General features: G+C 42.8%; 21 protein-coding genes. 16 read left to right on the top strand and 5 right to left on the bottom strand.

The annotated features are described in order from the left end of the window. The first annotated feature begins 5 nt into the window (after window positions 1-5). Genes BO26_RS02310 through BO26_RS02290 form a run of 5 tightly spaced genes read left to right on the top strand, consistent with a single transcriptional unit; the run spans window position 6 to window position 5,401 of the window. Window positions 6-944, top strand: a complete 939-nt coding sequence (locus tag BO26_RS02310; RefSeq protein WP_036768437.1) for a beta/alpha barrel domain-containing protein — start codon at window positions 6-8, stop codon at window positions 942-944. Then, on the top strand, window positions 941-1,684 hold the full coding sequence (locus BO26_RS02305; RefSeq protein WP_051690840.1) for an alpha/beta hydrolase: 744 nt from the start codon (window positions 941-943) through the stop codon (window positions 1,682-1,684). The genes BO26_RS02310 and BO26_RS02305 overlap by 4 nt, the downstream gene beginning before the upstream one ends. Next, on the top strand, window positions 1,681-3,846 hold the full coding sequence (locus BO26_RS02300; RefSeq protein ID WP_036768436.1) for an isocitrate/isopropylmalate dehydrogenase family protein: 2,166 nt from the start codon (window positions 1,681-1,683) through the stop codon (window positions 3,844-3,846). The genes BO26_RS02305 and BO26_RS02300 overlap by 4 nt, the downstream gene beginning before the upstream one ends. Then, on the top strand, window positions 3,846-4,523 hold the full coding sequence (locus BO26_RS02295) for an RraA family protein (protein ID WP_036768435.1): 678 nt from the start codon (window positions 3,846-3,848) through the stop codon (window positions 4,521-4,523). The genes BO26_RS02300 and BO26_RS02295 overlap by 1 nt, the downstream gene beginning before the upstream one ends. Further along, on the top strand, window positions 4,520-5,401 hold the full coding sequence (locus tag BO26_RS02290) for a DUF6282 family protein (protein WP_051690839.1): 882 nt from the start codon (window positions 4,520-4,522) through the stop codon (window positions 5,399-5,401). Before BO26_RS02295 ends, BO26_RS02290 begins: the two co-directional genes overlap by 4 nt. A gap of 1,484 nt (window positions 5,402-6,885) precedes the next feature. Here BO26_RS02290 and accC read toward each other — a convergent pair. From accC to acuI, 4 genes are all read right to left on the bottom strand, one after another. Further along, the gene (gene accC / locus BO26_RS02285) at window positions 6,886-8,235 is read right to left on the bottom strand and encodes an acetyl-CoA carboxylase biotin carboxylase subunit (RefSeq protein ID WP_036768434.1); all 1,350 of its coding nucleotides are present in this window, start codon (window positions 8,233-8,235) and stop codon (window positions 6,886-6,888) included. A gap of 12 nt (window positions 8,236-8,247) precedes the next feature. Further along, window positions 8,248-8,718, bottom strand: a complete 471-nt coding sequence (accB, locus tag BO26_RS02280) for an acetyl-CoA carboxylase biotin carboxyl carrier protein (RefSeq protein WP_036768433.1) — start codon at window positions 8,716-8,718, stop codon at window positions 8,248-8,250. Between the two features lie 29 nt (window positions 8,719-8,747). Beyond that, a complete protein-coding gene (aroQ, locus tag BO26_RS02275; protein WP_036768432.1) occupies window positions 8,748-9,200 on the bottom strand; it encodes a type II 3-dehydroquinate dehydratase in 453 nt (150 codons plus the stop codon). Window positions 9,201-9,411: 211 nt separating this feature from the next. Further along, entirely contained in the window at window positions 9,412-10,389 is a 978-nt protein-coding gene (gene acuI / locus BO26_RS02270) for an acrylyl-CoA reductase (NADPH) (RefSeq protein WP_036768431.1), read from the bottom strand. A 639-nt stretch (window positions 10,390-11,028) separates the two neighbouring features. On the opposite strand from acuI, the gene mreB reads away from it, so the two are divergent. From mreB to BO26_RS02220, 10 genes are all read left to right on the top strand, one after another. Then, complete coding sequence (gene mreB, locus BO26_RS02265; RefSeq protein ID WP_036768430.1) at window positions 11,029-12,072, top strand: rod shape-determining protein MreB; 1,044 nt, start codon at window positions 11,029-11,031, stop codon at window positions 12,070-12,072. 110 nt (window positions 12,073-12,182) lie between these two features. After that, window positions 12,183-13,217 (top strand): rod shape-determining protein MreC, encoded by a 1,035-nt coding sequence (gene mreC, locus BO26_RS02260; protein ID WP_036768429.1) that lies wholly within the window; start codon window positions 12,183-12,185, stop codon window positions 13,215-13,217. Further along, a complete protein-coding gene (mreD, locus tag BO26_RS02255) occupies window positions 13,217-13,705 on the top strand; it encodes a rod shape-determining protein MreD (protein WP_036768428.1) in 489 nt (162 codons plus the stop codon). The genes mreC and mreD overlap by 1 nt, the downstream gene beginning before the upstream one ends. A gap of 261 nt (window positions 13,706-13,966) precedes the next feature. Continuing rightward, complete coding sequence (locus tag BO26_RS02250; RefSeq protein ID WP_036768427.1) at window positions 13,967-14,554, top strand: Maf family protein; 588 nt, start codon at window positions 13,967-13,969, stop codon at window positions 14,552-14,554. After that, the gene (rng, locus tag BO26_RS02245; protein WP_036768426.1) at window positions 14,551-16,020 is read left to right on the top strand and encodes a ribonuclease G; all 1,470 of its coding nucleotides are present in this window, start codon (window positions 14,551-14,553) and stop codon (window positions 16,018-16,020) included. Before BO26_RS02250 ends, rng begins: the two co-directional genes overlap by 4 nt. 51 nt (window positions 16,021-16,071) lie before the next feature. Next, window positions 16,072-19,878 carry an AsmA2 domain-containing protein YhdP gene (gene yhdP, locus BO26_RS02240; RefSeq protein WP_036768425.1) on the top strand — a complete coding sequence of 1,269 codons (3,807 nt, stop codon included), beginning with the start codon at window positions 16,072-16,074 and terminating at the stop codon, window positions 19,876-19,878. Further along, window positions 19,875-20,726 carry a deaminated glutathione amidase gene (gene nit1 / locus BO26_RS02235; RefSeq protein ID WP_036768424.1) on the top strand — a complete coding sequence of 284 codons (852 nt, stop codon included), beginning with the start codon at window positions 19,875-19,877 and terminating at the stop codon, window positions 20,724-20,726. Before yhdP ends, nit1 begins: the two co-directional genes overlap by 4 nt. A 12-nt stretch (window positions 20,727-20,738) precedes the next feature. Beyond that, window positions 20,739-22,184 (top strand): metalloprotease TldD, encoded by a 1,446-nt coding sequence (gene tldD, locus BO26_RS02230; protein ID WP_036768423.1) that lies wholly within the window; start codon window positions 20,739-20,741, stop codon window positions 22,182-22,184. 41 nt (window positions 22,185-22,225) lie between these two features. After that, a complete protein-coding gene (locus tag BO26_RS02225; protein ID WP_036768422.1) occupies window positions 22,226-22,705 on the top strand; it encodes a ribonuclease domain-containing protein in 480 nt (159 codons plus the stop codon). A gap of 4 nt (window positions 22,706-22,709) precedes the next feature. Further along, on the top strand, window positions 22,710-22,994 hold the full coding sequence (locus BO26_RS02220) for a barstar family protein (RefSeq protein WP_036768421.1): 285 nt from the start codon (window positions 22,710-22,712) through the stop codon (window positions 22,992-22,994). Here BO26_RS02220 and yjgA read toward each other — a convergent pair. Further along, entirely contained in the window at window positions 22,991-23,530 is a 540-nt protein-coding gene (gene yjgA, locus BO26_RS02215; RefSeq protein WP_036768420.1) for a ribosome biogenesis factor YjgA, read from the bottom strand. The genes BO26_RS02220 and yjgA overlap by 4 nt on opposite strands. Window positions 23,531-23,729: 199 nt before the next feature. On the opposite strand from yjgA, the gene pmbA reads away from it, so the two are divergent. Then, window positions 23,730-25,070, top strand: a complete 1,341-nt coding sequence (gene pmbA, locus BO26_RS02210; protein ID WP_036768419.1) for a metalloprotease PmbA — start codon at window positions 23,730-23,732, stop codon at window positions 25,068-25,070. Window positions 25,071-25,089 lie beyond the last annotated feature (19 nt).

Raw genomic sequence — 25,089 nt, 5'->3', positions numbered from 1 at the left:
GAAAAATGGTTAATAATATAGATGTCACATTACGTGATGGTGGATACCTTAATAATTTTAATTTTACAACAGAATACGCTATAAAACATGTTGAAGCGTTGACTAAAAGTGGCGTGGAATGGTTTGAAATCGGTTATCGTAATGGTTCTTTCAAGCCTATCTCTAATATTGGCCTAACAGGTATGTCTCCGGATAGTTATATCCGAGATATTCATCAATCGGTACCTGAGGCAAAATTGGTAGTCATTGCCCATCCGCATAATATTAATGCTGATGATATCTATGCGATGAAGACGAATGGCGTTAGCTTGCTTAGGTTATGTATTAAGGCCGATAACCCGCAACCATGCTTAGAGTTGTGCGAGATTGCTCGAGCGACTGGAATGGCTGTGGGTATTAATTTTACACGAGCGAGTCAGCTCTCTATCAGTAAAATTATTGAGATTGCCAAGCAGTGTGAACAAGCTGGTGCTGATATTATTTACCTGGCGGATTCAAATGGTAGTTTGTTCCCTGAACAGGTAGCGCAGATGTTTTATAAGTTAAAGTCTGCCACGCAATTGCAATTGGGATTCCATCCTCATGATAATCTGGGTCTTGCCACAGCGAACAGTATTGAAGCTATGAGAGCTGGAGTTAATTTTATTGATAGTTCTCTATCAGGGATGGGAAAAGGTGCCGGAAATCTCAATTTGGAAAGCTGGCTATCATTTCTCAATCTGAGCCAAAATAGTAAACAATATGACCTTGAACGAGTATTTAATCAACTTAATGAACTGCAATCCCATCGTTTTTTTGCCGCCTCTAGGCGCGATATTATCGATATAATGATGGGTATGTACAACTTGAGTGTGGAGAATAAAACAGCTCTTGAAGAAGGGTTACGAAATGGTATTAATTATGCGTTTCAGGTTGTTAAATCTTTGCGAGGAGCAACGGCATGACACGGCATAATAACCATGCCGGATGTTTCAGCCTTGAAGCGGTAATTCTCGCACCTGTGATGCCGCTTTGGGATCATGGCGATTTTTGCACTCCATTACGTATATTATTACAGAAAATGGGATATCAGGTGTCGATTATTGATACATTATCTTTAATTAATTCATCTGATCCCGACTGCGCTATTAATATTATTGAATCTGAACTCAATCAACGTTTTTCCCAGCCTTATTTACTTATAGGTTTTGCGATGTCAGGTACTCTGGTGCAATTGCTTGCGTCTCGCCTGAAAAACCTCACGGGCGTAATCTCAGTGAGTGGTCCTGGATATGCTGATTTGTTACTGACCAATAGGCTGGAACAATTAATAGCATTACTAAATAGAAATCAGCTAGATGAAGCGATTTCTGTGTTACATGATTTTGTTATTCCTGAAGGTGGGACTCCACCTCCTAAAATGCCTGCGATACCTGATCATTTAAGAAATACTGCTCGGGAACGCATGATGGTGGGATTTTCACTGTTGCTACAACTGGATGCCAGAACAATATTGTGTAATTACAAAGGAAAATTTCTTAGCATAGTTGGAGGACGTTCGCAATTAGCCACAGAATATAATCAGGTGGTCAATACTCATCCTATGCACTGTTTGGTTGTCGTGGATGGAGCAGGAATGCGGCCTTGGGAAGATAAGCCGTCATTTATTAACAATGTAATTAACGATTGGCTCAAAACCTTATGAATAAAAAAATTCTTATTTTACCTGGGGATGGTATTGGTCAGGAAGTATGCGATGCTGCTCTTCCCGTTTTTCAGGCCCTGAATCTTCCTGTGACATTGGAAATTGGGGATATTGGTTGGACTTGTTGGGAAAGAGATGGTGATCCAGTACCTGCCAGTACTTGGGAAAAGATAGCTTCAGTAGATGCGGTGTTACTCGGCGCTATTACTAGTAAAGGTAAAGAAGAAGCACAACAAGCGTTGCCGCCGCATCTGCGTGTGAAAACGAGAAATTATGTGTCACCCGTTATCCAATTACGCCAGCGTTTGGGATTATATGCAAATATCCGGCCAGTACGTTATGTAGAAGGGGACCGTAAACCATTTCGCTGTTGTGTTATTAGGGAAAACACCGAGGGACTATATGCAGGGTTCGATTTTAAAGGCATTCCCGCTACTGCAACGACTTGGTTACAGCACCCAAATATAGATAAATATGGTCCTGAAGAAGCTGCATGGACAGTTCGTCTACAAACCCGTTTTGGTTTAGAACGTTTGTTTATCACTGCATTTGAGTATGCAAAGGAAAATAACTACTCCCGTGTAACCTTTGCGGATAAACCAAATGTAATGCGGGAAAGTGGGCATTTTGCAAAAGGTATTTTCGATACTGTTGCGGCACGTTACCCTGAAATAAAAGCGGATATCCATAATGTAGATGCAGTAGCTTTATGGATGGTAAAAAAACCGCATGAATTTGGTGTCATTGTCTCTGAGAATATGTTCGGTGATATTTTGTCTGATTTGGCAGCGGGTGTAATGGGAGGGCTTGGTTTAGCGCCTAGCGCTAATATTGGTAGTGATATTGCCTACTTTGAACCTGTACACGGTAGTGCGCCTGGTATGGCTGGTAAAAATAAAGCCAATCCGGCAGCGATGTTTTACACAATAGCATTACTACTGGAATATCTTGGTTTTGCTGATGCAGCACAGCAAATTAACTGTGCAGTAGATAATGTGATACGTGAAGGACGAACTGTTACTTATGATATGGGGGGGAGCGCAACAACCCAACAAATGGCACAGGCTATTATTAGTACTCTAAGTAAAAAATACACTGGCTATTCTGCATCGATTATTACTGTTGGTGATGAACTCCTGAGTGGTAAATATCCTAATACTAATATTCAGGATATTAGTGAATATCTCACCGAGCAGGGATATAAAGTGAAGCATCATCAGGTTTGTGCTGATGATATTAACCAAATTGCTACCGCAGTGGTTCGCAGGTTGGGGCAGGATACTCTTATTGTTGTGTGTGGCGGTCTTGGCCCGACACCGGATGATAAAACCCGTGAGGCGATAGCAAAAGCGGTAGGAAGCCCTCTGGAAATGCGTGATAACGTCTGGGTGGAAATAGAGCAACGATTGGAAAAGCTGGGAGTATATTGTGATCACTCGAATCGATTCCAAGCCATGTTTCCATCCGGAGCAAAGGTTATTTCTAATGTTACAGGTACAGCACCTGGTTTCAGTCTTAATGTTGATGGTAGCAAAATAGTTGTGTTGCCAGGGCCTCCGTCCCAAATGCGATTAATGTTGTCGGAGGAACATTCTATCCCCCCGGTAGCTGGCATGAGAGAGCTAAACTACCATTGGACACTAATCGGCGTTAGTGAAAGTAAAGTCGGTACGATGGTGAACGCATTCTTTGATGGTGTTGAGTGTGATATTCACTATCTGTGGAAAGCGCCTTATGTAGTAGTGCAAGTTATTACTCCTGCTGACGCCCCTCTTTCCGTACAGCAATTGGCCAATTTTGGCTCCATGTTTGAAAACAAATTGGTTAGTGATTGCCAGATGACTGCTATGGAAAAACTCAGTGAACAATACCGTATTAACTGGTTCACAGATGATGATGAATTAAATACATATCTACACACAACATATGCAGTAAATAGTTCTTTAAAATCTCTTTCGGTGAATATTACTGCGTTTCCTTCTATAAATTCATTTTTGTCTGGTGAAGAAATGCTTGGGCAGATGACCCTGACAACCATAGATGATGAAGGACAACAATATTCGGTGGATTTTCCATGTAATAAATTGCTACTGCAACAATCTATACCAGAATATGCCGCTTGGAGTGTCCTGTGCGCACGTGAATCGGAAGAGGAAATGTAATGCAAACTACACAAATTGATCAAATCAAAAAGCGTTTAATTGAGCTTGACAGTGCGGCCATATCGGACGCAATGGATAGTCTGCATATTCCTGCTGGACTAGCTGGAATTGTGCCACGTAGTAATGTCGGGATTAAAATGGCCGGACCCGCTTATACTGTGCGCTATGAACCTATCATTCCAGAACAGGGTAAGTTTCTTAATGCTGGAAACTACATTGATGAAGTACCTGCTGGATACGTAATAGTGGTTGATAATCAGGGGCGTACGGATTGTACCAGCTGGGGTAATATCTTAACGTTTAAAGCTGTACAAAAAGGAATCGCAGGCTCTGTAATTTATGGGTCAGCCAGAGACTTGTCTGAGGTTCGCAGATTGGAATATCCCTTATTTACGGCGGGGGTTTATATGGTATCCGGAAAGAATCGCGCCAAGGTTGCTGCAACACAATGTACTCTGGATATTGGCGGTGTCGCGATATCTCCAGGAGATTGGATTTTTGCTGATGATAATGGTGCGCTAGCCATACCGCAGCAGCATTTGCTCACCGTTATTGAGCGTGCGGAAAACGTTGACAAAACTGAACAAGCCATTATTGAGGCTATAACTAACGGAGAAGATCTGGTTAACGCTCGCGAAAAACTGGGGTATGCCGTACCTTGGAAAGCTGCGCAATGAGTTGGATGTTTATAGAATACTGGGAGAGAAAACTTCGTTTTCTGGATGTACATTATCATGCTCGCCCCGATAGTTATATTCGGCGGTACAACGTACTTGAAGCCGGAAGGGAATACGCCCGACATGGTGGTGGGGTTGTACTTAAAAACCATCTGGGGAGTGTTACTGCTTTGTCGTCTCTGGCTCAGGAAGCAGGACTTCCGGTCTTTGGTTCGGTAGTATTGAATGCAACCTCAGGGGGGCTGGCAATTAACTCTGTTATCCAGTCACTGAGTCAGTACCAGTTCTGTAAAGCTCCGCGGCTGCTGGTTCATCTGCCGACTATCGTCCCTACAGGCCATAAAAGTGTAATGAAACGTGCTTGGGCAAATGGTTTTGCGCAAACTTTGGCACAGCAACCTTTGTCTGTTGTCGATAGCAATGGGCGGTTGCATAACGAGATCCATGAGTTAATTAGTTTTGCGCAGCAGCATAATGTTGTGCTGTCATCAGGCCATGCTTCACGTTATGAGGTTATGCAACTTATTGATGCGATTACCGCTGCGGGTGGTTGTAAGTTCATGCTGAACCAACCTGCCAGTCCTATGACAGGATTGAACGCGAAAGATCTTAAGGCGTTGGGTGAACATGATTGGCTTTATGTGGAGCAAACGGCATTAACTGTTTATCTTGGTTATCAAACAACTGAAGATTTTTTTGAAGTGTTATCGGAGGTGAATAATGTTGTCTATAGCTCTGATCTTGGACAGCCAGTTCAGCCAGATGTTGAGCAATGGCTGAGCGATAGTGGACGCTGGTTTAAAGCCGCTGGCCTTGGTAAAGAACACATTCGGGATATCTGTTTACTGAACCCACTGCGGATGTTGGCTCCGGATTAGATATTAGATTCATCGACTGAAAAGACAATAATGATCCGTTGTTGGTTGAATATGAAAAGTTGCAACAAGGTATCTGAAGCTAGCTGAAATTATTTGACTACAACACCACTAGAACATGATCATGCTCGTGCTTTCAAAAATGATATAGCAATATACAAATCATTTGTGAAGTTGACGAGCAATGGTTTTTATAAAGAGGAACGGTTTAATCGAACCGTAGAAAAGTAATATTATTGGCGAGTTCAAATAGTGTAAAGCCAGTTTAAATTACAGGCTCGTAATCTTACTTTGAGTTTTATCATGGCAGGTTTTAAACTGTTATTTAAAATCACTGTTCTAATTTAGAGTTTTAATCAGTTAGTGTTTTGACTGTTTGTTACCACTTTTACCACCTGATTTTTATTAAGTTTAATCACTATAGGATATCATGTTTTACGCTAAACCAACGTTAATCATACCCTTTACTGACGCTGTTTTACCGGCAATTCTGAGTAGTTCTAATAAATCACTATCCTTGATTTTTTTTCAGATAATCCCCCGTTTTTTCAGGGTGTTAATCCTGCTGGATTAATCGTTTTATCCATTTTCTATTGCGTTGTTTTTATGGTTTTTTTCATAAAATAACGATGAGAAAGCGCGTTAATACCCATCTATTCGGATAATATTCTTTTGCATGCTGATTTCTTTTCGACTTTCTTTTAATGGTCAATGACTTCGATTAAATACAATTAACTCTCCTTTTGAAAAGTTGCATGTATTTAGTTAAATCTGCCTTTTATATAAAAACTTTAATATCTCTGTATTTTCACTTTTAAATGGTCATGGCAGATTAGGTAATTATAAAATAAACGGAGTATAGCATCGCTGGTAAATGCATTAAATATGGCAGGAAGTAAACTGTTTTTTAGTCATTCTGTCTTGCTTAAAAATCTGGTATTAATCGGAACCTATTTTTTTAACCTTTGTCTGATAGATAACTGAGTTAATCACCGCTAAAAAGGAAATAGCTCATTTTTCTTTAATCATCTTTAATGCTTTGAAACGTTTTTGTTCTTTTTTCCATGTCTAATCTAAAAGCCTCTCAGTTTTTTTAACGATTATCCTCATTTTGCGTAAACTCCTTTCAGGCATGCAAAATCTTTTTTTTTTGAGAAAATTTTCTTAATGCGGTTAATAGATTTAAAAGCCGTCTTTCCTGGTGTTTTCTCTTCCAATATCAGTATAGTATCGAGTTTTTTACCTGCTTTAAAAAATCTTTAATGACTAACGTTTTTACTGGTTTTTTCGTGATGCGTTTGCCCTTTTTACAGATTCTAAAATCACACTGATTTTACCTCAAGGTGGGTTTTTAAAGTGGTGGTAAACGCCGTTTGGCGAACAGAACTCAATTAAAACAAAGTGTCGGCTAAAAAGCAGCACTTTTTCAGTAAGTTGAAGGAGCGTTTAAACGCTCCTTCAAAGATATTAATGTCATTAAACCGGTTTTAGGTTTCCTGTAATCCCAGTTTTTTCTCCAGATAGTGAATATTCGTGCCACCATTCTGGAAGTTTTCATCATTCATAATCGCTTGCTGAAGTTCGATATTTGTCTTGATGCCATCAATAATCAGTTCTGCCAATGCATTTTTCATCCGTGCAATGGCGTTATCACGATTTTCACCGTAAGTAATCAACTTACCAATCATTGAATCATAGTAAGGAGGCACGGTATAACCGGCATAAATATGCGATTCCCAACGTACACCAAATCCACCTGGTGAGTGGAAACGGGTAATTTTACCTGGGCTTGGCAGGAATGTGTTTGCATCTTCGGCGTTAATACGGCATTCAATTGCGTGACCACGAACAATGACATCTTTCTGTTTAATTGAAAGTGGCATTCCAGCGGCAATCCGTAATTGTTCTTTAATCAAGTCAACACCGGTAATCATTTCTGTAACTGGATGTTCGACCTGAATACGGGTATTCATCTCAATGAAATAAAACTCGCCGTTTTCATACAGGAATTCGAAGGTACCAGCACCACGATAGCCAATTTCGATACATGCGTTGGCACAACGCTCACCAATGTTACGACGCATTTCTGGCGTGATACCTGGAGCGGGGGCCTCTTCAACCACTTTTTGGTGACGGCGTTGCATAGAGCAATCACGTTCAGCTAAATAAATTGCCTGACCTTGACCGTCAGCCAATACTTGGATCTCAATATGACGTGGGTTTTCAAGGAATTTTTCCATGTAAACCATATCGTTATTGAAAGCAGCTTTTGCTTCCGCACGCGTCATGTTGATTGATTGTTCCAGATCTTTATCACTGCGGACGACGCGCATACCACGACCGCCACCGCCACCGGATGCTTTGATGATCACGGGATAACCGATGCGTTTAGCAATGGTTTTATTTTTCTCTGTGTCATCAGACAGCGGGCCGTCAGAGCCTGGTACACAAGGCACGCCGGCTTTTTTCATCGCATTGATAGCGGAAACCTTATCTCCCATCAGGCGGATCGTTTCTGCTTTTGGGCCAATAAAAATAAAGCCAGAACGTTCAACCTGCTCAGCAAAATCGGCGTTTTCAGACAAGAAACCGTAACCCGGGTGAATGGCTACTGCCCCCGTGATTTCTGCCGCAGAAATAATTGCTGGGATATTCAGATAGCTTTTTGCAGAAGCTGCAGGGCCAATACAGATAGTTTCGTCTGCCAGCAGTACGTGTTTTAAGTCACGATCCGCAGATGAATGTACCGCAACAGTTTTTATTCCTAGCTCTTTACAAGCTCGCAGGATACGTAGTGCGATTTCACCACGGTTAGCAATTACAATTTTATCAAGCATGGGAACGCCTCGTTATTCGATGACGACCAACGGCTCGTCAAATTCAACGGGTTGACCGCTTTCTACAAGAATCGCTTTAACCACACCGGTTTTGTCGGCTTCGATCTGGTTCATCATTTTCATTGCTTCAACGATACATAGGGTATCGCCCACGTTGACATGTTGGCCGACTTCGATAAATGGTTTCGCATCTGGACTAGGTGTACGGTAGAAAGTACCGACCATTGGAGAACGAACAATGTGACCATTGATTGCAGCCGGTTTCTCGTTGACAGTTTCTGGCAGAGCTTGAGAAGGTGCAACAGCGTTAGCCAGCGCAGGTTGTTGCGCCTGGACAGGAATATATTGTTGAGCTGCCGGAAAACTCTGGGGTGCTAATGCGCGGCTGATGCGCACTGACTCTTCCCCTTCAGAGATTTCCAGTTCAGAGATGCCAGATTCTTCAACCAGCTCGATCAGTTTTTTTATTTTACGAATATCCATGAGTGTGATTCCGTACTCTTCTGTTTTATTTAGTTGAGTTTTGACAAGCGATTTACCGCTGCCTGTAATGCAAAGCTATAGCCATCTCCCCCTAAACCGCAAATTACACCAACGGCAAGATCTGAAAGATATGAGTGATGACGAAATGGCTCGCGAGCGTGAACATTGGAGAGGTGGATCTCAATAAATGGGATCTTTACCGTCAGCAATGCATCACGCAGTGCCACGCTGGTATGCGTGAATGCAGCAGGGTTAATTAAGATAAAATCAGTATTACCCTGTGCAGAATGAATTCTGTTTATCAGCTCAAATTCTGCGTTGGATTGCAGGTGGCTGAATTTAACCCCCAATTTATGGGCTTCTTTAGACAATTCGCTGACGATATCATCAAGCGTTAAGCTGCCGTAGATATCGGGCTCCCGGGTTCCCAACATATTCAGGTTAGGGCCATTAAGGAGTAAAATGTGAAACTTGTCTGCCATTGTGCTGGTATCTCCGGCAATTTGTCAACAATTGCCTCAACATAATCCGATGTTAACGATTTGTCATCTTTATTATAACAGTCACTAAGCTTGTTTCTGCGATAAAGCGCGACATTATAACAATATCGTGGCATTTAGCAGCTAAATACTGGTCTTATCAGAGGAAATGTCAAGAATAAAACAGCCGTACTTTCGAGGCTAGTCACAATTCTCAACGAACCCGGACTAACGTCCGCCCTGTTACCTGGTTAGCTATTAATTTATTCGCATATTCTATTGTTTGATCCAGTGTTATCTCAGTGGTTGCCTGTTGATAAAAAGAGGCGGGTAGCAATTTTTGCAGGCGTTGCCATACAGCAGGCCGTTTTGTTGATGGAAAAGTGACAGAATCTACGCCTTGCAGACGTATATTGCGTAAAATAAATGGCATAACTGTCGTTGGCAGGTTTACTCCACCGGCGAGGCCACACGCTGCAACGGTGCCGCTGTAGTGAGTTTGCGCCAGTATTGTTGCCAGTACATTATCGCCCACGGTATCAATTGCGCCAGCCCAAAGCTGTTTTTCTAGTGGACGGGGAGAACGATTAAATTCATCGCGTGGTAGAACCTTCTTTGCTCCAAGGGATAACAAGTATTCGTGATTTTCCTGCCTGCCGCTGACAGCAACAATAGAATAGCCAAGTTGTGAAAGCAGTGCTACCGCAGTACTTCCTACACCTCCGCTAGCACCTGTGACAATGACATCGCCATTTTCTGGCAAGATCCCGCCTTCTTCCAGGGCCATAACGCACAGTATGGCAGTGAAGCCAGCAGTACCAATGATCATTGCTTGTCTGCTATCTAAACCTGCGGGTAAAGGGGTCAGCCAATCGCCTGAAACTCGGGCTTGTTCTGCCAGACCACCCCAGTGATTTTCGCCTACACCCCAGCCAGTTAACAGCACATGCTGACCGATATGAAAACGGGGATCTTCAGTACTATGCACAATTCCTGAAAAATCAATGCCCGGTATCATTGGGAACTGACGGATAATTTTACCTGTACCTGTGATTGCTAATGCATCTTTGTAATTTAAAGTTGACCAGTGAATATCAACGGTAACTTCTCCCACAGGTAGAAGGGAAGAGCTAATTTCTTGTATAGAAGCTGATAATTGACTCTGTTTTTGTTCAAGTAATAGGGATTTCATTATTGCTTTGCCCTCTGGTAAATGACTTTCTTATCAGATAAGAATAGATAAAAATTGGCAGTTTACATAAGAAATATAAGAAAAAATAAAGTTTTGATGGATTATAAAACGGAATTTGTTCACATTTTTTCTATGTTGTTTCAGTATATTGTAGGCGATTTCGGAAAATTCTGTTTTTTATTATATTGCAGCAGGAAGTATTGTATTTTACGTGGAATTTATTACATGATTAGCTTGTCCGTTGCATAGGCTGATTAGTTGCAGTGACTATCGGAAATAATGAGTAAATAACGAGGGCCTAATGTGGATTTTAGTAAACTTACAGGAACAACTACGGGTTAGAATAGAGATACGTGGATCGACGGTTACAGCAATGATGGCACTATAACGTTGAATTGTGAAAAATCAGGTGATTTCTGCATTTCGTTTTATAGGACAATCGGTAAAATTAACCCATTTTTATGCAGTTTTTTTCTGCTCTGTTTGGGAAAAGTAACGTAGAATATTGCATTGTTGATATGAATAACGTAGCCACTTTTTTATTGAAGCAAGTGCTTATGTGCCTTGTCGCTGCTTCATGTGGTTGGTAGAGTAGACGGGTTTCATTCCGTCCCCAGCTTGCAGGATTATCCTTTCGCTATGTTTAAAAAATTTCGTGGCATGTTTTCCAACGACTTGTCTATTGACTTGGGTACCGCCAATACCCTTATTTATGTCAAAGGTCAGGGTATTGTATTGAATGAACCTTCTGTAGTTGCAATCCGTCAGGATCGTGCTGGTTCATCGAAAAGTGTTGCTGCCGTTGGGCAAGAAGCAAAACAAATGCTGGGTCGCACACCGGGCAATATCGCTGCAATTCGTCCTATGAAAGATGGTGTGATTGCTGATTTTTATGTTACAGAGAAAATGCTGCAACACTTTATTAAACAAGTTCATAGCAACAGTTTTATGCGCCCAAGCCCGCGAGTTTTGGTTTGTGTTCCTGTCGGTGCAACTCAGGTGGAACGTCGGGCGATCCGTGAATCTGCGCTCAGTGCGGGAGCCCGTGAAGTATTTTTGATTGAAGAACCTATGTCTGCGGCTATTGGTGCTGGCTTACCTGTTTCTGAAGCGACAGGTTCAATGGTTGTGGATATTGGAGGCGGTACCACGGAAGTGGCGGTTATTTCTCTGAATGGCGTGGTTTATTCATCATCTGTACGCATTGGTGGTGATCGCTTTGATGAGGCGATTATCAATTATGTCCGCCGTAATTATGGTGCGTTGATTGGTGAAGCGACGGCTGAACGTATTAAACATACTATCGGTTCTGCCTATCCCGGCGATGAAATGCTGGAGATTGAAGTTCGTGGTCGTAATTTAGCTGAAGGTGTACCGCGCGGGTTTACTCTTAATTCCAATGAGATTCTTGAAGCTCTGCAAGAGCCATTAACAGGTATCGTCAGTGCTGTCATGGTTGCTCTTGAACAGTGTCCGCCAGAATTGGCTTCCGATATTTCAGAACGTGGCATGATCTTGACCGGTGGTGGTGCGTTGCTGCGTAATCTTGATCGTTTATTGATAGAGGAAACCGGTATCCCTGTTATTGTCGCGGAAGATCCATTGACATGTGTTGCCCGTGGTGGTGGAAAAGCGCTTGAAATGATTGATATGCATGGTGGTGAACTCTTCAGCGAGGAGTGAGTGTTAACTTGCAAGTGAGGGGGGGATGATCGCTGGATTCAGACCTCCTTGCTATTGCTGTCTGGGAATTCCATTGCTTATGAAACAATACAGTTGGAATAGCGCAGCTTATGAAGCCAATTTTTAGCCGGGGGCCTTCCCTGCAATTACGACTTTTTTTTGCTGTTATTGTTGCCATTACTTTGGTTGTGGCGGATAGCCGCCTTGATGCTCTCAGTAAAGTACGTAGCTATATGGATACGGTAGTCAGTCCATTTTATTTTCTTGCCAATGGTCCGCGTCAAGTACTTGATGGAGTGTCAGAAACCCTTGCCTCCCGTGAACAACTTCAATTGGAAAATCGAGCTTTACACCAGGAATTATTGATGAAAAACAGCGATATGCTGTTATTAGGGCAACTTAAACAAGAAAATTCCCGCCTGCGTGAATTGTTGGGATCACCTTTGCGTCAGGATGAGCATATGATGGTGACACAGGTGATTTCCGGTAAGGCTAATCCTTATAGTGATCAGGTAGTAATCGATAAGGGCTCAAGAGAAGGCGTTTATGAAGGACAACCGGTTATCAGTGATAAAGGCATTGTTGGTCAGGTTGTTGCTGTCAGTCAGTTTACCAGCCGGGTATTACTGATTTGTGATACGACACATGCTTTGCCAATACAGGTGTTACGTAATGATATTCGGGCCATTGTTGCTGGTGCGGGTTGTGCTGATGATTTGCAATTTGAGTTATTGCCAAGTAATACAGATATTCGGGTTGGGGATGTGTTGGTCACTTCTGGATTGGGGGGGCGCTTCCCTGAAGGATATCCGGTAGCCGTGGTTTCGTCAGTTAAAGTCGATAATCAACGGGCCTATACTGTGATCAAAGCCCGGCCAACGGCAGAATTACAGCGTTTACGTTATTTGCTGTTATTGTGGGGGGCGGACAATAATCCATCGGAACCATTGCCACCATCGGATGTTTATCGGGCTGCTAATGAACGTTTAATGCAAATGATGCCTCAGGTATTGCCACATGCAAATGAAATGGGGCCGCCAGCACCTTCTTCGGTTTCTGATGAAATAACTAAAACGGCAGAAAGAGTGACAAATTCTGAGCTAACAGTGACGCCGGCTAAATTTATTAGTGCGAGAAATCGTTAATGAATCAATACCGAAGTCATGGGCGTTGGGTCATTTGGTTATCTTTCTTGGTTGCAATGGTGCTGCAAATTATGCCGTGGCCAGAGCAAATTTATATGTATCGGCCTACCTGGTCAGCATTGTTACTCGTTTATTGGGTGATGGCATTACCTCACAGAGTCAGTGTTGGTACTGGCTTTGTACTGGGAGTTATCATAGATCTGATTCAGGGTGCAACGTTGGGTGTTAATGCCCTGGCTTATAGTCTGGTTAGTTATTTAGTGTCATTTAAGTTTCAATTATTCCGCAATATGGCACTCTGGCAGCAGTCTTTGGTCGTCGTTGCTTTATCTGTGCTGATGGATTTTAGTGTTTTTTGGGCAGAATTTTTGTTATCAAATGTTGCGTTTCATTCAGAAGTGTTTTGGAACAGTTTGGTCAATGGTATCCTTTGGCCGTGGTTATTCCTGTTAATGCGAAAAATCCGTCGTCAGTTTAATGTGCATTAGTGCAAACGGTAATTTTTAATATTCTGACAAGAGCTTATTCCATAGACGTTATTGTGATGCAGGCCATTCTTTCCAATAAATCGTGGATACGGATAGCACTCATAACCTGGGGCGTATACATAGTACATGGAGATGGTACCGTACTAAAAGTATGTTCAAAGGTTAATGCTTTTGTCTGAGGTCTGTCCAGAATCGCTCTTAAATATCAAAGAAGGGCAAATAGAATAGCCTAATGAGATAGGTAGTAAGGACAATATCATCATGAAAACCCTCTATCTGGCTTCCGGCTCACCAAGGCGGCGTGAGCTGGTTGAATTATTGAACTTTAAATTTGAAATTCTTTCTCCTCAGGTAGAGGAGCGGTGGCAAGAGGGTGAAACTCCGCATCAATATGTCAGCCGATTAGCAAAAGATAAATCTTTGGCTGGAGTTGCGATTGCACCGGAAGATTTTCTGGTGCTGGGAGCTGATACTATTGTTGTATTGAATAATAAAATTCTGGAAAAACCCCGCAGTGAACAGCATGCTGTCGAAATTCTCAGCGCGCTCTCCGGTCAGTGTCATCAGGTGATTACGGCTATTGCTTTATCAGATAGTCAGCGTACTTTAAGTGATATAGTCGTTACGGATGTGACTTTTCGTCAATTATCTACGCAGGAAATTTTGGATTATGTAGCAACTGGTGAACCAATGGACAAAGCGGGTGCTTATGGTATTCAGGGAAAAGCGGGTTGCTTTGTTAAGACTTTGAACGGTAGTTATCACGCAGTAGTTGGTCTGCCATTGGTGGAAACGTATGAATTAATCACAAAGTTTTTTGCGTTAGTTGATGGAAAGAGGCATACATGACAACAGAGTTATTAGTCAACGTAACACCATCCGAAACGCGCGTTGCCTACATTGATGGTGGGATCTTGCAGGAAATCCATGTTGAAAGAGAAGCTAAGAGGGGAATTGTTGGCAATATTTACAAAGGCCGTGTAAGCCGGGTATTACCAGGAATGCAAGCGGCCTTTGTTGATATTGGACTGGAAAAAGCCGCCTTTTTGCATGCCTCGGATATTATGCCTCACACGGAATGTATTGCTGGTGAGGAACAAAAGAACTTTCATGTTCGAGATATTGCTGAACTGGTTCGTCAGGGGCAGGACTTAATGGTTCAGGTAGTGAAAGATCCGCTGGGTACTAAAGGAGCCAGGTTAACTACGGATATTACATTGCCTTCCCGTTATCTTGTATTTATGCCAGGTGCTTCTCATGTTGGGGTTTCACAACGTATTGAAAGTGAAGACGAGCGTAATCGTCTGAAAAATATTGTTGCTGACTATTGTGATGAGCATGGAGGTTTCATTATTAGAACTGCGGCTGAAGGGGTTGGTGATGATGAGTTAGCTCAGGATGCGGCTTTCCTGAAACGACTGTGGAGTAAGGTCATAGAGCGTAAAAAGCGTAATGCTACCAAAAATAAACTTTATGGTGAATTGGCTCTGGCTCATCGTATTCTGCGAGATTTCGCTGGAACAGCTCTTGATCGTATTCGTGTAGATTCTCGTCTAATGTTTAATCAATTACAGGAATTTATTAGTGAATATATTCCTAAAATGACTGCTAAATTGGAGCTTTATAATGGCAATCAGCCTATTTTTGATCTGTTTGATGTAGAAAATGAGATCCAGAGAGCACTCGACCGTAAAGTTGAATTAAAGTCAGGTGGTTATTTGATTATTGACCAGACAGAAGCGATGACCACAATAGATATTAATACCGGAGCATTTGTCGGACACCGTAATCTGGAAGAAACTATTTTTAATACTAATATCGAAGCGACGCAGGCGATTGCGAGGCAACTAAGATTGCGTAATTTGGGTGGTATTATCATTATTGATTTTATTGATATGAACAGTGAAGACCACCGTCGGCGGGTATTAGTTTCTCTTGAACAGGTACTGAGTAAAGATCGTGTCAAAACAACGATTAATGGTTTTTCTCAGCTCGGATTGGTAGAAATGACGCGTAAGCGAACTCGTGAAAGCATAGAGCATATACTTTGTGACGATTGCCCTACTTGCCATGGGCGGGGAACGGTGAAATCTGTTGAAACGGTTTGTTATGAGATTATGCGTGAAATTGTGCGGGTTCACCGGGCAGTTGATGCAGATCGCTTCCTTATTTATGCATCGCCAGCCGTGGTTGAAGCGTTGAAAGGGGAAGAATCCCATGCACTGGCGGAAGTGGAAATTTTTGTTGGTAAACAGGTAAAAGTTCAGACAGAACAGCTCTATAGTCAGGAACAATTTGACGTAGTCATGATGTAATTAACTATTTGGTTTGCTGACATAACAGCACTGAAAACCAAGGAGATGCGTGTGAGGCGACTGCCGGGAGTATTATTAGCGACAGCCGCAATAGTCATTATCATTGTGGCTTTGCTTGTCAGTGGATTACGTTTTCTATTGCCACATATTAATAGCTATCGTCCGCAATTGCTCGCTAAGGTTGAGTCAATTATTGGTGTACCTGTTGATGTTGGATATATTGCAGGAGAATGGGAATCTTTCGGTCCCGTTCTTGAACTACGTGATATTAGTGTGAAAACTGCAAGCGCAGATGTGCAAGCTAAAAAAATCACGGTTGCATTAGATATCTGGTTATCTTTGTTAAGAATGCGGTGGAATTTCCGCGATCTTACTTTTTATCAGTTGCAGGTAAATTACCATCAACCGCTGTTTAATGATCAAAGTGGTAATATGCTTTACCAATCAGATACATTTTCTGATCTATTTCTTGAACAGTTCGACCATTTTAACCTGCAAGATAGCCGCCTGACTTTTTTGACACCCTCCGGCGAGCAGGCTGATCTATTGTTACCGCGATTAACCTGGCTAAATAAAAATAACCGTCATCGTGCACAGGGGGAAATAAGCCTTTCTTCTATTAATAATCAGCATGGTAATGTACAGGTTAAATTTGATTTGCATGACACTAATGGCGTATTGGATAACGGTACTATTTATTTACAGGCAGATAATGTTGATATTCATCCATGGCTGAGCCATTGGTTGCAGAATAATACTGGGCTGAAAGATGCTAAATTTAGCTTGTCTAGTTGGATTATGCTTAAAGATGGGCGAATTGATGGCGGCCAACTGCAATTACGTCAGGGAGAAGCTAACTGGAAAGTTGCTGACAAACTCCACAATCTTTCTGTCAGTGATTTGGTGTTGCGGATGCGCCGTCAGGGCAATGGCTGGTTGTTTGATGTGCCTGAGTTAGCAAGCCTGGTTACTGACGGTCAGCAATGGCCGTCTGGAAAGGCATCAGTACTCTATCTATCAGAAGCTAAGAACTATGATAACAAAGATCACTGGCGTATCCGGGCAGAAAACATTCAACTTGAACGGTTGAGCAGCATTTTACCCACTTTTTCTTTTTTGACTCCTGATCTTGTTAGAGATTGGGAGCATCGCCAGCCACAGGGATTGGTAAATCATTTTGCTCTCGATATTACACCGGAAATTGCAGAGAGTTCGCACATCAGTATTCAATGGCAAAATGTCAGTTGGCAGCGTTGGCAGGAATTGCCTTCCATTGATAATTTCTCTGGTTCTCTTAATGGGAGTTTGCAGCAGGGGGAACTGAGTTTTGCGTTGAAAGATAGTGTCGTTGATTATCGAGATATGTTCCAGGCTCCGTTTGAGATATCCCAAAGTCACGGTGAAGTGTTTTGGCAGCAGGATAAACGAGGCTTACAACTTTGGAGTCAGGGGTTGGATGTGCAGGCAAAATCGCTGTGGCTCAGTGGTGATTTTCGTTATCAACAGCCGAAAGAACAGCCTCCGGCATTAAGTATTTTGGCGGGAATACGGGTTTATGATGCTGGTGATGCCTGGCGATATTTTCCTGGGCCTTTGATGGGAACATCTTTGACTGACTATCTGACGGCATCAATCATTAAGGGACGGATAGAAAACGCGACTTTCGTTTTTCAAGGCGACCCAAAAGATTTTCCATTTACAGAGAATGATGGCCAGTTTCAAATTTTTGTTCCGCTGCGTCATGCTACTTTCCAGTATCAACCAAACTGGCCGGCATTGCAGGATCTTGATATTGACCTTAATTTCCATAATAACGGTTTATGGATGCTTGCTCCTCAAACGGCACTTGGCAAAGTGAAAGCGAGTAACGTTTCAGCGGTAATTCCTGATTACCATAAAAAGAAATTGTTAATAGACGCTGATCTTCTGGGAGATGGCAAAGATATCTATGAATATTTTACCCGCAGCCCGTTAGCAGATTCTGTTGGTAAAACGCTTGATACGTTGCAGGTTGGTGGTCAAGTGATGGGTGATTTACATTTGGATATTCCGCTTGATGGCGGCAACGTAGATGCCAGCGGTGAGGTCACTTTAAAGAATAATCATTTGTTGATTAAACCGTTAGATAGCGAAATGAAAAATGTCAATGGTCGGTTTCGCTTCAATAATGACAACTTACAAAGTGACAAATTATCCGCTCAGTGGTTTGGGCAGCCAGTAACTATTGATTTCTCTACCAAAAATTTACTGAAAAACTATCGGGTGGATGTTGGCTTGAATGCTCATTGGGACTCCGAAAAATTACCTAAGGTGCCACCAGCGATTGCCAAGGGACTGTTTGGTTCCATTGACTGGAAAGGTAAAGTTGGCATTAGCTTACCGCATCAAGGTAAGGTTCAATATGATGTAAAAATCGACGCTGATTTGTCGCAAGTGAACTGCCAATTACCCGCTGTGGAAGCAGATGAAATACGAAAACTGAAAGCCCTGCATATTCTGGCTGATGGTGATATGGATCGACTGCAAGTTAAAGGTACTTTAGGTAAACAGTACGTGTTTAATACTCAATGGAGTTTGACAGAAAAAAATAGCCAACTGTCACGAGGCATTTTACAAAGTAATGGCGGCAAAGTTCCTGACTTACCAGAGAAGTCATTATTGGAGTTGTATCTTCCGCCAATTAACGGTGAAGAATGGTTGGGGTTGATGACTTCTCTGATTTCTGGTTCTTCATTTTCAGGAATATCAATGTTACCACAGTATCTGCGGATGTCGTTTCCATCATTGGATGTGGGAGGACAGCGCTGGAATCAATTATCGTTGGATGTGGAAAAACAGCCCTGGGGAACGCAGATCAGTGCTAATGGTCAGGAAATCAGTGGCAAGCTTAATATTCATAATAATGGCCCGTGGCAGGTGAATCTGAACTATCTTTACTATAATCCTCAGCAACATAACTTTAAGCAACCTGAATCAAATTTACTTAAGCAATCTCAGGCAAGTACAACTCCGCGTTATTTGCTGAACCAATGGCCGTCATTAGATATTCTCTGCTCTGAGTGCTGGATTATGGGGTTGAAACTGGGGAAAGTGTCAGGGGGCCTGATACCAGAAGGCAATGCTTTGGTATTAAAAGATGGTAAGGTGGAAAATAGCGTTAGCAAACTCAATTTGACCGGTCGTTGGCAAGAAAGTGCTGCAGGGAATAGTACTGATCTTATGGGACAATTTTCTGGTGGAAAGTTTGATGAGATGGCGTCTTACCTTGGCGTGGTGGTGCCAATTGTTAATTCACCGTTTACCTTCCGTTTTGATTTTAACTGGCAAGATGTACCCTGGAAGCCTGATTTACATACTCTGAATGGCAATCTTAAAAGTGATTTAGGTAAAGGTGCGATTGAAAAGCTGGGAGGGGGGCGAGCTGGCCAGCTACTCAGGCTAGTTAGTTTTGATGCTCTGTTGCGTAAATTGCAACTCGATTTTAGTGATACTTTTAGCCAGGATTTTGAATTTGATTCAATCCATGGTGATGCTTCAATAAAAAGCGGGATACTCAATACCAAAAATTTACGGATTGATGGGTTGATTGCTGATGTGACAACGCAGGGGGAGATTGATTTTGTTCGACAACAGATCAATATAGAAGCGATTGTCACACCAGAAATTTCAGCTACTGTCGGCGTAGCGACAGCTTTTGTTATTAATCCAGTAGCAGGTGCCGCCCTATTTGCGGCAACTAAGGTTTTGGGGCCTTTATGGGATAAGATATCGGTTATTCGTTATCGGATTACCGGTAATCTTGATCAGCCGAAAATTGATGAAGTTCTGCGTCAGCTTAAGGAGAATAGAGGAACATGAGAAACGTCAATGTTGCACTCTTACAGTTATGTAGCGGTGAGAATATCAAACATAATTTGGCGCAAATTGAACAACAAATTAAGCCGTTGCCGGATACCATCAAGCTTGTCATGACTCCGGAAAATGCGTTGTTGTTTGCTGATGCTGCCAGCTATCGTAAACATGCAGAACAGCAGGGGAAAGGACCTTTGCAGCAAGCTGTCAGTGATATTGCGCGCCGTTATGGTGTCTGGTTATTAATCGGTTCCATGCCGCTTATCAGCCGTGAAAATCCTGAACAGATTACTAGTAGCAGCTTGTTATTTGATGATCAGGGTGAAATCCGCGCACGTTACGACAAAATCCATATGTTTGATGTCAATATTAATGATGAACATGGAGCATATAACGAGTCGGCTAGTTTCCAGCGCGGGGAGCATATTACTGTTGTGGATACGCCTGTCGGTCGTCTTGGGATGACCATATGTTATGATCTACGTTTCCCTGGGTTGTTTCAGGCTCTTCGTGAACAAGGCGCTGAATTGATATCTGTCCCTGCGGCGTTTACCCGTTTAACAGGAAAAGCACATTGGGAGCCATTGTTACGGGCCCGTGCTATTGAAAACCAGTGTATTCTGTTAGCACCAGCTCAGGTTGGTGTACATGGGACTCGTCAGACATGGGGCCATTCAATGGCAGTAGACGGCTGGGGAAAGGTGATTAAGAAAAACCCAGATGCAGTCAGTGCACTACAGCTGAATATCAGGGCTGACAGCTTGAAGATTATACGTGAACAGATGAAAGTGGCGAAACATAACCGCTTCCGGCCACGGTTGACTTCCCTGATTAAAAAGAATACCACAAATTAAAGAGTAACAATTATGAGTTTAACTTCTGTCAGTGAACATTTACTGACTGCAAATAAATTAAGCCATCAAGATCTATTTTCAATATTGGGTCAATTGGCTGAACGCCGGCTGGATTATGCCGATCTCTATTTTCAGTCTAGTTACCATGAATCTTGGGTACTGGAAGACCGTATTATTAAGGATGGTTCCTATAATATTGATCAGGGGGTTGGTGTTCGGGCAATCAGTGGTGAAAAAACGGGTTTTGCTTATGCAGATCAGATCACACTCAATGCATTGCAACAAAGTGTCCAGGCTGCCCGTAGTATTGTCCATGAAAAAGGGAATGGTAAAGTTCATGCTCTTGGTGAGGTCGCTTATTCTCAGCTTTATGCAGCAATTGATCCGTTGCAAAGTTTTTCTCGTGAAGAAAAGATTGCGTTATTGCAGCGTGTAGATCAGGTTGCTCGTGCTGAAGATCCGAGAGTGCAAGAAGTGAATGCCAGCCTGACAGGGATCTACGAACGGGTATTAGTCGCGGCAACTGATGGTACTCTGGCTGCTGATATTCGTCCTATGGTGCGTTTATCTGTTTCTGTATTGGTGGAAGATAATGGTAAACGTGAACACGGTACTAGCGGTGGTGGTGGCCGTTACGGTTATGAATATTTTCTGGAAATGATGGGGGGACAGGATCGTGCAGAGCAGTTCGCGCGAGAAGCTGTTCGGATGGCGTTGGTGAACCTTTCGGCTGTCGCTGCTCCTGCGGGTACTATGCCTGTCGTTTTAGGGGCTGGCTGGCCGGGAGTGTTGCTGCATGAAGCGGTTGGTCACGGGCTGGAAGGGGATTTTAACCGCCGGGGTACTTCCGTATTTTCTGGTCAGATTGGGAAGAAAGTTGCCTCTGAACTTTGTACTGTGGTCGATGATGGCACAATAAAAGGTCGTCGCGGATCATTGGCAATTGATGATGAAGGTGTTCCCGGTCAATACAATGTGTTGATTGAAAATGGCATTCTCAAAGGTTACATGCAGGACAAAATGAATGCCCGTCTGATGGGGGTAGCGCCGACTGGTAATGGTCGCCGTGAATCTTATGCCCATCTTCCAATGCCCCGTATGACGAACACTTATTTATTGGCGGGCAATTCTACACCGGAAGAGATTATAGGTAGTGTAGAAAATGGTTTGTATGCACCAAATTTTGGTGGTGGTCAAGTGGATATCACCTCCGGTAAATTCGTATTCTCGACATCTGAAGCTTATCTGATTGAGAACGGCAAGATCACCAAACCAGTGAAAGGTGCAACTCTTATCGGTTCTGGTATTGAGGCTATGCAGCAGATCTCCATGGTAGGAAACGATCTTGATCTGGATAAAGGTGTTGGGGTTTGTGGCAAAGAAGGCCAGAGCGTACCAGTTGGTGTTGGTCAGCCTACTTTGAAACTGGACAACTTGACCGTTGGAGGAACAGCCTGATTTTTGCTGTTTATCCGACATAGATCATTGTAAGGATAGTCATGAAGAAGACTTGGTTAGCAGGCGTGTCACTGACTGTTCTGGTTGTGGCTTGTGGCGCTTTTGCTAAAGGTGCCGGCAAGCAAGGTGTTGAGACAACACTGGCACAGACTACGGAAACAGATAACAGTACTTCGGCAATACAACGGATTGATAGGCTTACTGAACAAAATGAAGTGGTGGCTTACTTACGGCAGAATAATAAACTGCCTGATCTATATATTACCAAAAGACAGGCCCGCGACCTTGGCTGGAATGCAAAACAGGGAAATTTATGTCAGGTTTTGCCGGGTAGGGCAATTGGTGGTGATAAATTTGCTAATCGTGAGAAAAAGTTACCAATGAAACCGAAACGTCAGTGGTTTGAGGCAGATGTTAACTATCGTTGTGGGCACAGAGGGAGTGACAGACTGCTTTATTCATCTGACGGTCTGATTTATCTGACGTTAGATCATTATAAAAGTTTTACCCTGGTGGAGTAATGCTATGCATAAAGTGGAATTTGATTTTGACCGTATCCCTGATCTGAATGTGTTCTATCAGCAGTTTTCTGAGCAATTTGAGTTAGGAGACGAGTTTGGTAACAATCTGGATGCTCTGTGGGATGTTGTGACAGGAGGAATTGGTTTACCTGTGGAGGTCAATTTCATCCATTTTACGCAGCAGAAAAGACGCCATTTTGACTCATTAGTACTCTTGTTTGAAGAAGCGGAGGAAGAGCTGGAAGGGGAACTTAGTTTTAATATTGTCCCCTCACAGAATGATCGTTAGGTCGATTCGGCCATATCTTTAAGATACTGGAAAATCTGACGATAAGATTTAGGTGGCTTATTAGCCACCTTTTCTTTCCTGGCATTTCGGATCAGTGTACGCATCTGTTGGCGATCAGTTTGTGGAAAGAGTTCCACAACCTCATCAATAACTTCATCATTGCCATTAACCAGTTTATCCCGCAGCTCTTCTAATTTATGGAACAGAGCGGTATGCTGATTGTGGCGATTTTTCAGTTTATCAAGAGCAGTGGTAATTGGCTCGACATCTCGGGCACGTAGCATTTTACCGATTAACTGTAACTGGCGACGGCGCCCCTCTCTTTTTATCTTCTGTGCAAGTTCAATGGCCGCCAGCAGATCCTCATCTAACGGGATACGTTCAAGAGCGTTTTTGCTGAGATCAACTAATTCTGCTCCCAGCTTTTTTAATGCTTCTGCATCACGTTTAATTTCGCTTTTACTGACCCAAATTATCTCTTCTTCTTCCTCTTCAGCAGGATAATCATTGAGCCAATCTTCAGGCTGCTTTGCCATGGTGGTTTTCCTTTTAAAAAGGCCGGATCAGGCAGGTTGATTTTGGAGAATGACCTGTAGCCCGGTGGGTGTTAACATCCTAATATTGGGTATTGTAACTGGGAAAAACCCCTGATTACCACTCGGCATTATCTTGTGGATAAAATGGTTCTGTTTTCTCGACAGATTTTCCCTTTATTCATCAAATTACGGGTAATTAATGAAAATCATTGATCAAATTGCAGAACAACGCAAACAACTGGAAAGTGCAGTTTCACAAGCATTAGAGCTGGCAAAAGCGGGTTGTGATGCTGCGGAAGTGGCTGTTAATAAAACAACGGGTATTGGTGTTAGTACCCGCTTTGGTGAAATAGAAAATGTAGAATTCAACAGTGATGGGGCATTAGGGATCACCGTATATCATCAGCAACGTAAAGGTAGTGCATCGTCAACAGATTTAAGCCCAGATGCCATTGCCCGTACTGTTCAGGCTGCGATTGATATTGCACGTTATACTTCTCAAGACCCATGTGCTGGTCCGGCAGATAAAGCGCTCCTGGCGTTTGATGCGCCAGATCTTGATTTACTCCACCCAACAGAATTGGATGCAGATAAAGCGATTGAACTGGCTGCTTGTGCAGAACAAATTGCATTACAGGCAGATAAGCGTATTACTAATACTGAAGGGGGAAGTTTTAACAGCCATTATGGCATTCGGGTGTTTGGCAATAGCCACGGTATGCTGCAAAGTTATTGCTCCAGCCGTCATTCGATGTCGAGTTGTGTGGTTGCTGAAGTTAATGGTGATATGGAACGGGATTACGCATATACCATCAGCCGTCGTTTTGAGGATTTAAAATCGCCAGAATGGGTTGGACAGGAGTGCGCGCGTCGTGTGTTATCTCGTTTGTCGCCACGTAAATTACCGACCATGAAAGCGCCTGTGTTATTTGCTGCGGAGGTTGCAACGGGCCTTTTCGGTCATCTGGTTGGCGCTATCAGTGGTAGCAGTATTTACCGGAAATCCTCTTTCTTGCTTGATCATCTGGGCAAACAAATTCTGCCATCATGGCTGACAATTGAAGAGCGGCCACATTTACTGGCAGGTTTAGCATCTTCTCCATTTGATAGTGAAGGTGTTTCTACCAGTAATCGAGATATTATCAAGGATGGAGTATTACAAACTTGGCTTCTGACAAGTTATTCTGCTCGCAAGCTAGGAATGGCAAGTACCGGTCATGCAGGTGGAATTCATAACTGGTGCATTGCAGGGCAAGGTCAGGATTTTGCAGGTTTGCTGCGTCAGATGGGAACAGGATTAGTGGTCACTGAATTGATGGGGCAGGGCGTCAGTGCAGTAACCGGCGATTATTCCCGTGGGGCCGCTGGTTTTTGGGTAGAAAATGGTGAGATTCAGTATCCTGTCAGTGAGATTACTATTGCCGGTAATTTGAAAGATATGTGGGCTAATATGGTCACTATTGGAGATGATATTGAAACCCGTAGTAATATCCAGTGTGGTTCAGTGTTACTGCCGGAAATGAGTATCGCTGGCCAATAAAGGCTCACCCACAAGTTAA

The sequence above is a fragment of the Photorhabdus australis DSM 17609 genome (assembly GCF_000711895.1).
GTDB classification, from domain to species: domain Bacteria; phylum Pseudomonadota; class Gammaproteobacteria; order Enterobacterales; family Enterobacteriaceae; genus Photorhabdus; species Photorhabdus australis.
This window is presented reverse-complemented; position numbering and strand designations above follow the sequence as displayed.